This window comes from Lutispora saccharofermentans (assembly GCF_024363565.1).
Classification (GTDB): domain Bacteria; phylum Bacillota; class Clostridia; order Lutisporales; family Lutisporaceae; genus Lutispora; species Lutispora saccharofermentans.
Genome location: NZ_JAJEKE010000007.1, coordinates 129,264 through 143,724, shown reverse-complemented (window position 1 = coordinate 143,724; position 14,461 = coordinate 129,264). Strand labels below are relative to the sequence as shown.

15 protein-coding genes and 2 tRNA genes are annotated in these 14,461 nt (G+C 36.1%); 3 read left to right on the top strand and 14 right to left on the bottom strand.

Going from position 1 to position 14,461, the window contains the following annotated elements; genetic code table 11:
- Positions 1 to 59: 59 nt before the first annotated feature.
- Positions 60 to 136: transfer RNA gene (locus tag LJD61_RS10005), tRNA-Ile, on the top strand.
- Positions 137 to 141: 5 nt separating this feature from the next.
- Positions 142 to 217: transfer RNA gene (locus LJD61_RS10000), tRNA-Phe, on the top strand.
- Positions 218 to 278: 61 nt separating this feature from the next.
- Here LJD61_RS10000 and LJD61_RS09995 read toward each other — a convergent pair.
- The 13 genes from LJD61_RS09995 to surE form a co-directional block, all read right to left on the bottom strand.
- Positions 279 to 1,052, bottom strand: a complete 774-nt coding sequence (locus LJD61_RS09995) for a CheR family methyltransferase (protein ID WP_255227389.1) — start codon at positions 1,050 to 1,052, stop codon at positions 279 to 281.
- A gap of 230 nt (positions 1,053 to 1,282) precedes the next feature.
- Positions 1,283 to 3,178, bottom strand: a complete 1,896-nt coding sequence (locus LJD61_RS09990; RefSeq protein WP_255227388.1) for a bifunctional 4-hydroxy-3-methylbut-2-enyl diphosphate reductase/30S ribosomal protein S1 — start codon at positions 3,176 to 3,178, stop codon at positions 1,283 to 1,285.
- Positions 3,179 to 3,186: 8 nt separating this feature from the next.
- On the bottom strand, positions 3,187 to 3,756 hold the full coding sequence (locus tag LJD61_RS09985; protein WP_255227387.1) for a lysophospholipid acyltransferase family protein: 570 nt from the start codon (positions 3,754 to 3,756) through the stop codon (positions 3,187 to 3,189).
- Between the two features lies 1 nt (position 3,757).
- On the bottom strand, positions 3,758 to 4,417 hold the full coding sequence (gene cmk, locus LJD61_RS09980; protein ID WP_255227386.1) for a (d)CMP kinase: 660 nt from the start codon (positions 4,415 to 4,417) through the stop codon (positions 3,758 to 3,760).
- 12 nt (positions 4,418 to 4,429) lie between these two features.
- A complete protein-coding gene (locus LJD61_RS09975) occupies positions 4,430 to 4,909 on the bottom strand; it encodes a hypothetical protein (RefSeq protein ID WP_255227385.1) in 480 nt (159 codons plus the stop codon).
- A gap of 64 nt (positions 4,910 to 4,973) precedes the next feature.
- Positions 4,974 to 6,206, bottom strand: coding sequence for a BaiN/RdsA family NAD(P)/FAD-dependent oxidoreductase (locus LJD61_RS09970; protein WP_255227384.1), 1,233 nt, complete (start codon positions 6,204 to 6,206; stop codon positions 4,974 to 4,976).
- 116 nt (positions 6,207 to 6,322) lie between these two features.
- Positions 6,323 to 7,576, bottom strand: coding sequence for a Glu/Leu/Phe/Val family dehydrogenase (locus LJD61_RS09965; protein WP_255227383.1), 1,254 nt, complete (start codon positions 7,574 to 7,576; stop codon positions 6,323 to 6,325).
- 149 nt (positions 7,577 to 7,725) lie between these two features.
- Positions 7,726 to 8,601, bottom strand: a complete 876-nt coding sequence (locus LJD61_RS09960; protein WP_255227382.1) for a MurR/RpiR family transcriptional regulator — start codon at positions 8,599 to 8,601, stop codon at positions 7,726 to 7,728.
- A gap of 13 nt (positions 8,602 to 8,614) precedes the next feature.
- Entirely contained in the window at positions 8,615 to 9,151 is a 537-nt protein-coding gene (locus tag LJD61_RS09955) for a 2-oxoacid:acceptor oxidoreductase family protein (protein WP_255227381.1), read from the bottom strand.
- A gap of 6 nt (positions 9,152 to 9,157) precedes the next feature.
- The gene (locus LJD61_RS09950) at positions 9,158 to 9,976 is read right to left on the bottom strand and encodes a 2-oxoacid:ferredoxin oxidoreductase subunit beta (RefSeq protein ID WP_255227380.1); all 819 of its coding nucleotides are present in this window, start codon (positions 9,974 to 9,976) and stop codon (positions 9,158 to 9,160) included.
- A gap of 1 nt (position 9,977) precedes the next feature.
- A complete protein-coding gene (locus LJD61_RS09945) occupies positions 9,978 to 11,111 on the bottom strand; it encodes a 2-oxoacid:acceptor oxidoreductase subunit alpha (RefSeq protein WP_255227379.1) in 1,134 nt (377 codons plus the stop codon).
- A gap of 1 nt (position 11,112) precedes the next feature.
- Complete coding sequence (locus LJD61_RS09940) at positions 11,113 to 11,319, bottom strand: 4Fe-4S binding protein (RefSeq protein ID WP_255227378.1); 207 nt, start codon at positions 11,317 to 11,319, stop codon at positions 11,113 to 11,115.
- A 188-nt stretch (positions 11,320 to 11,507) separates the two neighbouring features.
- Positions 11,508 to 12,278 (bottom strand): 5'/3'-nucleotidase SurE, encoded by a 771-nt coding sequence (gene surE, locus LJD61_RS09935; RefSeq protein ID WP_255227377.1) that lies wholly within the window; start codon positions 12,276 to 12,278, stop codon positions 11,508 to 11,510.
- A gap of 77 nt (positions 12,279 to 12,355) precedes the next feature.
- Between surE and LJD61_RS09930 the strand changes: the two genes are divergently transcribed.
- Positions 12,356 to 12,994, top strand: coding sequence for a hypothetical protein (locus LJD61_RS09930; protein ID WP_255227376.1), 639 nt, complete (start codon positions 12,356 to 12,358; stop codon positions 12,992 to 12,994).
- 24 nt (positions 12,995 to 13,018) lie between these two features.
- Here the strand turns inward: LJD61_RS09930 and LJD61_RS09925 are convergent, their stop codons facing one another.
- Positions 13,019 to 14,416, bottom strand: coding sequence for an oxaloacetate decarboxylase subunit alpha (locus LJD61_RS09925; RefSeq protein WP_255227375.1), 1,398 nt, complete (start codon positions 14,414 to 14,416; stop codon positions 13,019 to 13,021).
- Between the last annotated feature and the right edge of the window lie 45 nt (positions 14,417 to 14,461).

Below are 14,461 nucleotides of genomic sequence, written 5' to 3'. Positions count from 1 at the left end.
AAGATAATAATATTGACATAGAGCAAAATTTATAGTAAAATCAAAACTGTCGTTTCAAAGGGCCTTTAGCTCAGTTGGTTAGAGCAACCGGCTCATAACCGGTTGGTCCGGGGTTCGAGTCCCTGAAGGCCCACCATAAATGCCTTGGTAGCTCAGTCGGTAGAGCAGAGGACTGAAAATCCTCGTGTCGGTGGTTCGATTCCGCCCCAAGGCACCATAAAAGTAAAAAACAGAGATATCTCTGTTTTTTTATTTATTTTGATATATGATTGCAGCTTCTATATCAGTTTATAAAAAAAATTTTTCAATGGTTCCATATTATATCTTTGAGCCATAATGATCTGCTCTGTACTCCCTACAAATAGTATTCCGTTTGGACTCAGTGCTTTGCTGAACCGCATATATATATTATTTTTAGCTTCTTCAGTAAAATATATCAGCACGTTCCTGCATGTGATCAGATCGCAGTTTTCGGGATACTTGTCCATCAATAGATTATGCCTTCTATATTCTACGCATTTTTTAACTTCGTCTTTTATCTTATAAGTGTTTAAATTCTTTATGAAAAACTTGCTGACAAATCCATCCGGCAGATTTGCCAGGCTTTTTTCATTATAAACCCCCATTTTTGCTTTATTTATAGCATCCTCATCAATATCTGTAGCGTAAATACTGATGTTTTCCAGCTTCATAAATTTTGTCATCAACATGACTAAAGAATAAGGCTCTTCTCCTGTAGAGCATGCTGCGCTCCATATCTTTAAGGTCTTTTTATTTTCCAGCAGCCGTGGAATTATTTCTTTCTCTAAAACATCCCATTGGGCAGGATTTCTATAAAATTCTGATACATTGATGGTCAAATAGTTGATAAACTCATTGAACAAATGGGAGTCCTGCAAAAGTGCACTATAGTATGTATCATAATCATTAAAGCTGTTTCTGGAAATCAGAGAATCAATTCTTCTTTTCATCTGTCTTTCCTTATAACACGATAAATCTATACCGGTAAGCTTAAATATCTTCTCTTTGAATTTTTCATATCCTGTAAGCATGTACATACTCCTTATCAAATATTATAGTCATTGAACCAATTCTAACATAAAAATAACATAAAAAAAAGTCGTGATATGTAACATATCACGAAAACAGAATGTAAAGGGGGTCTCAATGTATTTTGTGAGGTCATTAACTATTATCTTCATAATCTTAAAAAAAATACATAAAAATTTTATTTTTCCAAAAAAATAACGCCAATCTATATGAAATACAGATTGGCATGGCTTTACTCTTCTATTTCCTTTAAACTCAGGCTGAGCTTTCTTTCCGGAATATTAATATCTACAATTTTTGCTTTTACAACTTGATTTATAGTTAATACATCCGAAGGTTTGTCTATCCTCTTATCAGATATCTGGGATATGTGTATAAGTCCGTCAATCCCCGGTTCAACCTCGGCAAAAGCTCCAAAGGCTGCAAATCTTAATATCCTGACATTAATGATATCACCTGCATTATATTTGCCTTCTACTGTTGTCCATGGTTCCGGTTTTGTTTGCTTAAGACCTAAAGAAATTTTGTTTTTATTGCTGTCTAAAGATAGTATTACAACTTCTACTTTATCGCCTGGTTTAACAACTTCAGAAGGATGATCTATTCTCGACCAGGATAACTCAGAAATATGGATCAATCCGTCAACGCCGCCGATATCTACAAAGGCACCAAAATTTGTCACTCTTTTTACTTCACCTATAATTTTCTGGCCAACCTCTGCATGAGCCCAGAACTCTTTTTCTTTTGCTTCTTTTTGTTCTAATAAATGACCTTTTCTTGAAACAAGCACTTTCTTATTATCTTTATCAAACTCTATGATTTTGACATCAACTTTGCTATTTTTATATGACTCCAAATCATTAACATATCTCAAATCAAATAAGGAAGCGGGCATAAATGTTCTTATGCCGAATATCTCAACAATTCCTCCGCCTTTTACTATTTCTTTGACAATACCGGGCACGGAGCTTTTTTCATTATATGCATATTCTAGCTTATACCAATTTTTATCTGCATCTACTAATTTTTTTGATAGTACGACATTGCCTTCTCCATCATTTATGCTGACTACCTTAACTTCTATCTCATCTCCTACTTTTACCAGATCAGAAATTTTTAAATCCATATCCCAAGATAAGTCTTCTTTCTTAACAATTCCATCAGCTTTGTAGCCTATATTAACAATCACCTCTTCATCATTTAAGGATAAGACAATACCTTTTACTGTTTCTCCTGGATGAAGGGATTTAAAACTTTTCTCATATTCCTCCATAATATTTTCATTACTAAAATCTTGCATTTTTTCTATAACCTCCTTAATTATCCAATCAGGCGTAGAAGCACCTGCCGCTATTCCGATAGTTTCCGCCTTCATGAGATTTTCTTTCAATAAATCCTCAGCAGTTTCAATGTGATAAGTTTTCGGGCAAATATTTTTGGAGATTTCATACAGTTTAAGAGTATTGGAACTATTAAACCCGCCAATTATTATCATGGCATCAACCTTTTCTGCTAAATCTGCCACAGATTTTTGTCTGTTTTCTGTTGCACTGCAGATAGTATCAAAAATTTCAGTATTTTTAAATTTATCTTTAACCCTTTCCTTAATTCTATGCCAAAGATTTTTTGAAATAGTTGTTTGTGCAACTAAACATATTTTATCATAATAAGTGAGTTTGTCCACCATTTTTTCATCGTCCAATATAATAGCTTCATTATTGCACCATCCATTTATTCCAATAACTTCAGGATGATCCTTGTCACCAGCTATCATAATCTTATAGCCTTCATTATATTTTTCTTCCACAATTCTGTGGATTCTTGATACGAATGGGCAGGTGCAATTTACATATTTTAAGCCTTTAGAAATTATATCTTCAAAAATTTTCTTCGGTGCTCCATGAGATCTTATTACAACTAATGAGTCCGCCCCCATATCCTCAGCAGGGTTTTCAATTTCAATAACTCCCTTTTTTCTTAATTCTTCTGTGACTTGCTTATTGTGGATCAAAGGGCCATATGTATATACCTTTTTTTGCTTATTTTCTTCTATGGTTTTCAAAGTTTCAGCTATGGCGTTTTTTACACCGAAACAGAAACCTGCATTCCTATCCAAAATTATTTTCATATGCTCACCTATAGTTTCTTAATTTTTTTCATTATTTCTAAGCTTATATCCTTATAATCTTCATTCTTTAACTTTGTATCGAAATGTTCGCTCAAATTTATAGCTTTTCCAATCACAATATCAGTTCTATGGAATAAATTATAATCAGTCTTTATGGCCACGGGAACAATCGGCCTCTTCGATTTAATAGCAAGCATAGCAATGCCTGGTTCGGCTTTTAGCTCTCCTGTGGTATTTCTGGTCCCCTCCGGGAATATGCCAATATTTTGTTGATTCTGGAGCAGCTTAAGAGAGGTTTTTATGCTTTTCAAATCCGCCTCCCCCCTTTTAACAGGAAAAGCCCCAAGCCCTTTTAGAACAAAAGCTACCAACTTATTCTTAAACAGCTCATTTTTGGCCATAAAATGTATTTTTTTAGGCATATTTACTCCTATAAGAATAGGATCTATGACTCTAGCATGATTTCCGCATACAATGTATCCGTTTTCTTCAGGTAAATTATCCAAGCCTTCGACCCTGACAACATAAAATATATTAAATAAAGGCTTAAGCAAAAGTTTAATTATTTGATAAAACACCTCATACATCCCCCTTCATAGAAATATGATATAACATCTCTGCTATGACCTCATCTATGTTTTTTCCTGTTGTGTCGATCAATATAGCGTCTTCAGCCTGCCTTAAGGGGGAAGCCTCCCTATGAGCATCAATATAATCTCTTTCTATTATTTGATCCCTTACTTCTTCGAGAGTGCATTTATTTTTATCGCAAAGTTCATTATATCTTCTTTTGGCTCTTTCTTCTACAGAAGCGGTTAAAAAAAATTTAATATATGCTTGAGGAAAAACTGTTGTTCCTATATCTCTTCCATCAACAACAACATCTTTGTTTTGAGCTATCTTTCGCTGTATATTGACAATAATTTCTCTTATCTCCGGAATCATAGCGATATAAGAAACTTTTGAGTTCACAAAAGCTTCTCTTATCTCTGAGCTTACATCTTCACCATCTAGATATATACTATTATTTATAAAATCCAGAGAAGAGTTTTTAGCATAGTATAGAATATTCTTCACATCATCCGTTTCTATTCCGCATTTGAGGACCTTTAAAGTAACAGCCCTAAATAATGCGCCCGAATCTATATAAGTGAAGTTGATTCTTTCAGACAGTCTTCTTGCTACAGTGCTTTTACCCGCCCCTGCAGGCCCGTCTATAGCAATAACCTTATTGTTCAAAGCATAACCCCCCTATTTAAGCTTGACCCTCCCTAAAACAACAATATTGCCTTCTATCCTGTATCTCATTCCCTTTTGAGGGAAAATAATATTTTCTGAGGTGTCTTCAATGTTTATATTGATATATTTCTCGCTGTCTATTCCATCAATTTCTATGATATCATTATTTCTAACATCAATTTCTATATAGGCATTATCCCCTCTCTCCTTCATTTCCCCATTGATGAATACTTTTAAGAAAGCAATATCGGCCTTGCTGTCAGCAGTTATTTTTATCTGTCCTTTTGATTCATAGTGATAATTCTCAACCACTGATTTGCCTTCCAATTCCATTGTAATGTTTTGTGGCAATATATCAATATCAATGGCTATAATAGACTGCATCGCTATGGTCAATAAAGATAAGATCAAAAGCACTTTCGTTAAGCTAATGCCCAGTCTTTCCCACATTATTATATATTGATATTTTTTTTTGTCCAGTCTTGAGTTCATAACAGAGCCTCCTGAAGGAATCATACTGCTAACTATTATAATGCTCAAAAATGTCAATTTATAGTCAACAATTTAAACCGGCAGTATAGCCTGTTGAGAAAGCAATCTGCAAATTATAGCCCCCTGTAAATGCGTCTACATCCAGCACCTCGCCGGCGAAATATAATCCCTCAATCAGCTTCGATTCCATTGTCCTGGGATTGACTTCCTTGATATTTATACCTCCGGAAGTTATTATGGCCTCTGAAATAGGTCTGGTATCCAGAATTTCAAATTTCATATTTTTAAGTAAATCAATCAATCCTTTTCTTTCTTCTTTTGATATCTGATTCACCGGTTTATTTTCAGGTATACTCGATAATTTAATGATTACAGGTATAATTTTTTTCGGCAGGAGATCATCCAATGAGTTTTTAAATTGTTTATTTATGTTTATATCAAAATCTCTTAATATCCTTTTATCTAATTCATCATCAGTCAAGCCGGGTTTAAGATCAATGCATATAAAAGTTCTATGGTGTTTGAATACTCTTTCTGAAATGTAGAAGCTTGCAGACAAAATCAAAGGACCTGATAAGCCATAATGGGTGAATAACATTTCTCCTATTTCTTCAAATAATATTTTACCATCGCAAACAGCTCTAACAGCTACATTTTTTAATGATAAGCCTTGAATTTCTTTTATATATTCTTCTTTGACCACCAGAGGAACTAAAGAAGGTCTCAGGTTGGTAATTTCATGCCCTGCACTTTTTGCAAATTTATAGCCGTCGCCAGTGGACCCTGTCAATGGGTAAGAAAGACCTCCTGTTGCTATTATAACAGCAGAGCTTTTGATCCTTTCCCCGCTTTCAAGAACCACTCCTTCGGCTTTGCCGTCTCGGATATCAATGGATTTAACCGCGGTATTCAGCTTAACAGATACATTATTCAACTGCATATGCTTTTCAAGTGCCTTAATCACATCACTGGACTTATCTGAGACAGGAAATACCCTTCCGCCCCTTTCAACTTTAGTCCTTAGGCCTAATTCAGAAAAAAAATCTATAAGGTCATCATTGAACAAATTGTTAAAGCAGCTGTATAGGAATTTAGGGTTTCTGGTTATATGCAATATAAAATCATCTTTTTCAGCAGAATTGGTTATATTGCAGCGCCCTTTGCCTGTAATATATAATTTCTTGCCTAATCTATCGTTTTTTTCTATTAATAAGGCATTCCTGCCTCTTGAGCCTGCAATTCCCGCCGCCATCATGCCTGAAGGCCCGCCGCCGATAACAATAACATCAAATGTCATAAAACAACCCCATTCCAAAAAATAAATCTATAATATTATATCATATTATTGAAAAGCTAAACTTAAAGTCATAAAAAAAACCTGTTATAAAAACAGGTTTTTTATGATCATAAAATCTAGTACCATCCTCTAACTTTCATTGCAGCCGCAACTTTCTTTACAGAGTGCATATAGGCTGCAGTTCTCATAGGTACATTATATTCTTCTTTAATCTTATAAATAGCATTGAATGCATCAACCATTGCTCTTTCTTCTTTTTCTTCAACTTCTTTTTCCGTCCAATAATAGCCGTAGAGGTTTTGTACCCATTCAAAATATGATACGGTAACGCCTCCAGCATTTGTGAGTATGTCAGGCGTCAACAGTATACCTCTTCTGTTCAAAACTTCATCTCCATCAGGAGTGGTAGGTCCATTAGCTGCTTCGCATACGAACTTAGCTTGAATTGTCTCTGCAACTTCTGCAGTTATCTCATTTTCAAGAGCAGCAGGAACTAAAATGTCTACAGGCAATGCAAAGAACTCAGATTTTGTGATCTCCTTAGATCCTGGGAAGCCAACAATAGTCTTATTCTTTCTCATATAATCAACTAAAGCATGCATATCAAATCCGTCTTCTTTGTAAACTGTTCCATTCCATTCACAAACAGCCACAACTTTTCCGCCGAGCTTTTCCATATTGTATCCGGTATGGCTTCCAACATTTCCTATGCCTTGCAATGCAATAGTCGCACCATTAAAGTTTATTCCCAATCTCTTAGCAGCTTCTCTTGCAGTTACTGCAACACCAAAGCCTGTAGCTGCAGTTCTTCCCTTTGATCCGCCAAATTCTACTGGTTTTCCGGTAATAACACCTAAAGCGCTTCTGCCTACTAATTTGTTATATTGATCAACCATCCAAGCCATGATCTGGCCATTGGTATTTACATCAGGAGCCGGAACGTCTACTTGTTCTCCCAATAATTTATAAGTAGCATCTATGTAGCCTCTTGATAATCTCTCTAATTCGCCTTGTGATAAGGTTCTAGGATCGACTATTACGCCACCTTTGCCACCGCCATATGGAATACCGGTAACACAACACTTAAATGTCATCCATATAGATAGTGCCATTACTTCATCTCTGCTCACATTAGGATGGAACCTGATACCGCCTTTTGTAGGACCAACAGCGTCATTATGCTGAGCCCTGTAGCCAGTAAATACTTTAACGCTACCGTCATCCATCTTTACAGGGATAGCAACTTCCAGAACTTTTAGAGGCTGCTTTAATATTTCGTATACATCTGCTTCTAAACCTAATCTGTCACATGCTTCTTTTACCTGTTTCTGAGCGTTTAAGAATGGATTTAAATTATCTTGGTGTGCCATATTTTAATAGACCTCCTAATAACATAATATATAATTTAAAGCAGTCTGCCTGCTCTAAATATCATGAAGCAACTTTGGCCATTCACCTTAACATATTCTATATGGTTAGCTGAAATCCTCCTGATTATTAAAATAATTTGATATATTGGCTATTTACTGTTTTTTTCCTTATTGGAATATACATTATATTGTTCCCAAATCTCTTCAAGCTTAGCAAAAGAAGATGCTACTTTATTTTTTTCTTTAATACCAACTGCTACTATTAAGGCATTAAGCAAGCTTAGGGGAGCAACTAAGGAATCTACAAAAGACTCCATGTTGCTCTTTGCAGTAAGGGTAAAATCTGAGTTTGCTGCCAAAGGTGACAAAATACTGTCAGTTATAGCAAGAACCTTTGCGCCCTGTGACTTTGCGTAATGGAGAGCTTCAATGGTTTTTGATGAATATCTGGGAAATCCTATACCAATAACCAAATCATCCTTATCTACTCTGAATAGCATTTCAAAAGTATCTGAAATAGATCGGCTGGTAATGTATACATTATCCCTGATCAAATTGAGATAAAAGCCTAAAAAATCAGCTAAAGTAGTAGAGCTTCTCAATGCCACAATATAAATATGCTTTGCTTCAGTGATAGATTTTACTGAAGCTTCAAAGACCTTGTAGTCAATGCTATCCATGGTTATTCTTAAATTATCTATATCTGCTTTTAGCACCTTTTTTAAAGTATTTTCCTCACTAGAATAGTCTGCAGACATTTCTATTCTTTGTACGGTAGTCAAACGGGTCCTTATCATTTCCTGAAGTTCACTCTGCAATTGCGGATAGCCTTCAAAATCAAGAACATTTGCAAATCTTACTACTGTAGATTCACTAACGCCTACTTTTTCTCCCAGCTTTGCGGCGGTCATAAAAGCAGCTTTATCATAATTGTCCATAATATACTGAGCAATCATCTTCTGCCCTTTACTTAACCTTTGAAAGCTCAATTGTATTTTCTTCATTAAATCTTGATTTTCACTCATTTAACCTACCCCATTACTTTTTAGCATTTTCCCCCATTGCATATCCCATTTCCAGTGCTTTTCTATTCAGCTCTTCCGTACCCTTTGGAACACGATCCAATACTGCTTCTTCCAATGCTTCTTTAGATACTATATGAGTAAGAGCAACCAAAACGCCCAGAGCTACGATGTTAACAACCATTGGCTTGCCTATTACGTTTACAGCAGTATCGATTATAGGTACCGAATATATTTTATTATTAGCACTTTGTGAATTCACTATGTTATCTACGATTATTATACCGTCTTCTTTTATTCCTTTACCATATTGTTCAAAGGATTTCTGAGTCAGAGACAAAAATATATCACAATTTCTTACCTTAGGAAAATCTATTTTTTCTGTAGAAATGATAACTTCAGCCTTACTGGCTCCGCCTCTTGCTTCCGGTCCGTAGGATTGAGTTTGAACAGCATTTTTGCCGTCGATTATAGCAGCTTCCGCCAAAATAATTCCTGCAAGAATAAGTCCCTGTCCACCTGAACCGCTCAATCTTATTTCATGCTTATCCATTCAATATCACTCCTTTATAAACCTATCGATAATCTTCTGGTATTCACTTGTATACTCAGGTTCCGGACTATTTTTGAATTCTCCTATAAGGAATTTTCCTTCCAATGCTTCCGGAGTCATCTTAGAAGCAGCAGATATATTAACTGCATGATCTTTCTGCCATTCCAACATATCAACTGCCGATCCCTTTTTGTTCTTTCTTCCGTAATAAGTTGGGCATGAGCTAATAGCTTCAATCAAAGAGAATCCATCATTTTTCAAACCGTTTTCTATCAGAGAAATAAGAAGGTTTGTATGATAAGCTGTTGATCTGCCGACATAAGTTGCTCCTGCAGCAGTAGCCAGAGTTGGTATATCAAAAGCCTTATCGATATTTCCATAAGGTGCAGTAGTTCCTTTGTCAAATTTAGGAGTAGTAGGTGAATACTGCCCGCCTGTCATACCGTATATATTATTGTTAAAAACAATAGTTGTGATTCCGATATTTCTTCTGCATGCGTGGATAAAATGATTGCCGCCTATAGCGGAAGCATCGCCGTCTCCGGTAATAACGATGACCTTCATCTCCGGATTTGCCAGCTTAACTCCCGTTGCAAAAGCCAAAGCCCTTCCGTGAGTTGTGTGAAGCGTATCAAAGTCCAAATATCCTGTAGCCCTGGAAGAGCAGCCTATACCGGATACTACACAAATCTTATCTCTATCAAACCCCAGCTTGTCTATCGCAACTGTTATCGCTCTGGTAATAATGCCGTGACCGCATCCGGGGCACCAAATCTGCGGCAATTTATTGGTTCTAAAATATTCATTAACTATAGCACTTGGCATATTAGAGCACCTCCTCAATTACTGCTGTTATTTCTTCAGGATATACTGCTTCTCCATTGACTTTATTCACTCTCTTGATTTCAGCTTTATCCTTTATTATTCTTTCAACCTCTAAAACCATTTGGCCGAGATTCATTTCTGCCACAACAAAGGTCTTTACCTTTTCTGCCAGCTCTTGAAGTCTCTTTTCGGGGAAAGGCCATACCGTAATAGGTCTGAATGTCCCTACTTTAAGTCCTTTAGCTCTTAACATTTTCATTGCAGTATCTGCGGCTCTGGATACACCGCCTATAGAAACAATAACAATATCTGCATCCTCGGTATTTTGTTCTTCCCATTGAATAATATCGTCTTTATGGGTTTCTATTTTATCCATTAATCTTCTGACAAGCTTGTCAGCTACAGCAGAGCTATTGCTTGGGAATCCGGTTTCGTCATGAACAAGTCCTGTTACATGATACCTGTATCCTTCTCCAAAGTTAGCCATAGGTGGTATTAAATCCTCATCAGCTTTATAGGGCTTATAAGCATCTTTGCTTACACTTGGCCTTTTTCTGCTTATTATCTCTAATTCTGAAATGTCCGGAAGTTCTACCCTTTCCCTCATATGTCCTATGACTTCATCCATAAGCAATATTACAGGCATTCTATATTTCTCTGCAAGATTGAATGCTCTTATAGTCAGTTCGAAAGTTTCTTTTACTGAAGAAGGAGTCAACGCTATAACAGGATGATCGCCGTGAGTTCCCCAACGGGCTTGCATAATCTCGCCCTGGGCCGGTGAAGTAGGTAATCCTGTGCTTGGGCCTCCTCTTTGAACATTCACTACTACACATGGAACTTCTGATATAGATGCATAACCAAGGTTCTCCTGTTTAAGTGAGAAACCTGGACCGCTGGTTGCAGTCATGGTTTTTAAACCAGTCAAAGAAGCTCCTATAATTGCTGCCATACTTGCTATTTCATCTTCCATCTGAATAAACTTTCCTCCAACACAAGGAAGCTTTTCTGCTGAGATTTCTGCTATTTCTGTAGAAGGAGTTATAGGATATCCGGCGAAAAACCTCATTCCTGCAGCAATAGCGCCTTCTACACATGCTTCGTTACCTTGCATCAATTGAGCCTTACGTTTCATTTTACTTCCCCCTTACGTATATTGCATAATCAGGGCATCTTAGTTCACATTGCCCGCACTGTATACATTTATCAATATCTATAATTTTTACCTTCTCGTGCTCTAATCCCAATACTTTTTTAGGGCAAAACTTAACACAGATACCGCATCCCTTGCACCAGTTTTCATTGATGGTTAGTTTCTCAGTTACGGTTTCATTGCTATTCATACTTCTTTCCTCCTTAAAACATAAAATTGCAATTTATATTTCATTTTTTTTATAAATATTAAAAAAATGCAATTTTGCCTTCATTTTTAGTATATAATATTATATTTTTTATTGCAATAATTAATCTATTTTTTTTAGCAAAAATTAAAAAGATTCGGTATAGAAGTTATACCGAATCTTTATGATAATTATTTCATGATCAAATCCCAATTTTCATTTTTCATCTTCTCCAAGGTCTCCGTGCTTGTTAAGTCAATTTTAATAGGTGTTATAGATATATAATTGCCTTTTACAGCATTTATGTCGGTATCTCCGTTGGTTTCTGTTTCATCCAATTCGCCTGCAAGCCAATAATAGCTCTTCCCCCTTGGATCTTTTCTTTCCTCAAAACAATTTTTATATTTTCTCACTCCCAGCCTGGTTATCTTCACCCCATTTATGAGCTTCCGCGGAATATGAGGAATGTTCACATTCATGACAATTTCTTTTTCAATTCCAGCGTCATATAGTTTTTTACATATATCAACAGCCAACTCAGCAGCAAGTTCAAAATCACAGTTTTCATAACAGCACAGAGATAAGGCAATGGACGGCTTGCCATGCATCGCCCCTTCAATAGCGGCCGATACAGTTCCGGAGTATAATACATCTGTTCCCATATTTGAACCTCTGTTGATTCCGGACACTACCAGATCAATTTCTTTTTTTAATAATACATCCAGAGCAAACTTGACACAGTCTGAGGGTGTTCCGTTTATACTCCACGCATCTATATCATTGCCATATAAATCAATCCGATTGCTTCTCAAAGGCTTATGCATCGTAATGGAATGACCGCTGGCGCTTCTTTCTGATTCGGGTGAGACCACTGTTACCTTGCCTAACTTTGTTAAAGCTTTTGCTAGTTGATATATGCCGGCTGCATTAATTCCATCATCATTAGATACTAATATTCTCAATATAGCGCCTCCTTATGTTTAAAAAAATATTTACTTCATACAATATATTATCTGAATTTTGAATTGCAGGTGAAAAAATGATACAAATCGATGATGCAGGCAGCGGAAGTCTTATCGGAGGTACTTGCATAGGGGCTCTTCGCTGCGAAACAGGAGAATATTATTATGAAATTATTCCTCCAATTTTATATGATAATGCCAACTTCAAGAATAAATCATACCTATATTATACTACACAAATAGTAAAAAATGCTTTAGAAATATTAGAGGTAAATGAAAATGAGGAAATAGAAGTTTGCCAGGGATATATGTTTGATGACGCAAGAAAATACCTGAAGAATAAGAATTATAAATATAGAGGTACTAAAATTTGTGACCCTCTCCAGTCCTTGATTGAAAAAACCTTCGAAGAATACTCGATCTCATTGGGATTGCCAAGAGACTTTATAATGTATACGAAATACCCTTTTCACCTTAAAAGACTATTGAAATGGGTTTATGCAGATTACGATAATCGAGTCAAATACTGCAAGACCGGTTGGAAAAGCTGGGTAAAATATAGTTCTCTTCCTACCAATATATATCATGATACAATATATAAAAGCAACTTTATCTGCTTGAAATGCGGAAAAAGAATAAAAAATAATTCAAAGGTCAAAGTAGTCAAAATTTGCAATGGAGAAAATATAAAAATATTTCTTCATGACAAATGTTAAGCCCCTGTAAACAGGGGCTTATTATTATACGGGATGGGTCATATCTTGTTTATTGACAAGGGTTTCGTCAATCTTGTATTTCTCAGCTTTTCTGAGACTGAAGAATTTTAATGCGACTTGCGGGAATAGAGCGTAAGTCAGAACATCTTCCTCCTGCTCATAAAATTCTTTGATCTCTTCTTTATAGTTATCTAATTGCGGAGGCAGTAAATCTGCGGGTCTCACGGTGATTACTTCCTCATCGCCTATGATTTTATTCTTAATTTCTTTGGAAATCGGAACTACAGGCTTGCCGTACTGGCCTTTTACATAAGCCTTTATCTCTGACGGTATCATCTTATACCTTTCACCAAGCACCACATTAAATACAGCTTGGGTTCCTACCATCTGACTGGTGGGCGTTACCAGCGGAGGATATCCCAGATCTTCTCTTACACGAGGCAATTCAACCAATACCTCTTCAAATTTATCGCTTGCGTTTTGCGATGCAAGCTGGGATAGCAAATTGCTCATCATGCCTCCCGGTATCTGATAAGACAGAACTCTTGTATCTACGTTAAATACATTAGGATTCAAAATTCCATCAGCTATATACTTCTCTTTGATTGTCTTAAAATATTCTGCTACTTCACTTAATTTTCCAAGATCTAATCCTGTATCAAATTCTGTATTTTTCAATGCCGCTACTATAGGCTCGGTAGCAGGCTGAGAAGTTCCTAAACCAAATGGTGAGATAGCAGTATCAATTATGTCTACACCCGCCTCTATAGCCTTCATATATGCCATAGAAGCCATACCGCTTGTATAATGGCTATGCAGTTGGATAGGAATATCTATATGCTGTTTCAGCTCCTTGACCAAATCATAGGCAACATATGGAGTCAGTATGCCTGACATATCCTTAATACAAAGGGAATCTGCTCCCATATCCTGAATTTTTTTTGCAAGTGAAACATATAGATCTATGTTATGCACCGGACTTATTGTATAAACCACGGTACCTTGCGCATGTCCTCCGTATTTTTTGGTTGTCTCAATAGCCTTTTCAATATTTCGCAAATCATTCAATGCATCAAATATTCTGATAATATCTATACCATTTCCTAAGGAACGCTTTATAAACTCAACTAAAACATCATCAGGATAGTTTTTATATCCTAAAATGTTTTGACCTCTTAAAAGCATTTGAAGCTTGGTATTGCTTAATTTAGCTTTTATTTTTCTCAATCTTTCCCAGGGATCCTCATTCAAAAACCTCAGGCAAGCGTCAAAAGTTGCGCCTCCCCACATCTCCAGAGAATGGTAACCTACTTTGTCCATTATTTCTAAAATAGGCAGCATTTCATCTGTTCTCATTCTTGTGGCAATCAGAGATTGATGTCCATCCCTTAATACAGTTTCAGTAATTTTTATTTTTGCCATTAATAATATTTCCCCCTATACGTATGTACTTATCAATATTATTAG

Bases quoted from the DNA above. Each gene is read 5' to 3' on its own strand.
- LJD61_RS09995 (WP_255227389.1), bottom strand. From the start codon at position 1,052: ATGCTTACAGGATATGAAAAATTCAAAGAGAAGATATTTAAGCTTACC.
- LJD61_RS09990 (WP_255227388.1), bottom strand. From the start codon at position 3,178: ATGAAAATAATTTTGGATAGGAATGCAGGTTTCTGTTTCGGTGTAAAA.
- LJD61_RS09975 (WP_255227385.1), bottom strand. From the start codon at position 4,909: ATGAACTCAAGACTGGACAAAAAAAAATATCAATATATAATAATGTGG.
- LJD61_RS09970 (WP_255227384.1), bottom strand. From the start codon at position 6,206: ATGACATTTGATGTTATTGTTATCGGCGGCGGGCCTTCAGGCATGATG.
- LJD61_RS09965 (WP_255227383.1), bottom strand. From the start codon at position 7,576: ATGGCACACCAAGATAATTTAAATCCATTCTTAAACGCTCAGAAACAG.
- LJD61_RS09960 (WP_255227382.1), bottom strand. From the start codon at position 8,601: ATGAGTGAAAATCAAGATTTAATGAAGAAAATACAATTGAGCTTTCAA.
- LJD61_RS09955 (WP_255227381.1), bottom strand. From the start codon at position 9,151: ATGGATAAGCATGAAATAAGATTGAGCGGTTCAGGTGGACAGGGACTT.
- LJD61_RS09950 (WP_255227380.1), bottom strand. From the start codon at position 9,976: ATGCCAAGTGCTATAGTTAATGAATATTTTAGAACCAATAAATTGCCG.
- LJD61_RS09945 (WP_255227379.1), bottom strand. From the start codon at position 11,111: ATGAAACGTAAGGCTCAATTGATGCAAGGTAACGAAGCATGTGTAGAA.
- LJD61_RS09940 (WP_255227378.1), bottom strand. From the start codon at position 11,319: ATGAATAGCAATGAAACCGTAACTGAGAAACTAACCATCAATGAAAAC.
- LJD61_RS09930 (WP_255227376.1), top strand. From the start codon at position 12,356: ATGATACAAATCGATGATGCAGGCAGCGGAAGTCTTATCGGAGGTACT.
- LJD61_RS09925 (WP_255227375.1), bottom strand. From the start codon at position 14,416: ATGGCAAAAATAAAAATTACTGAAACTGTATTAAGGGATGGACATCAA.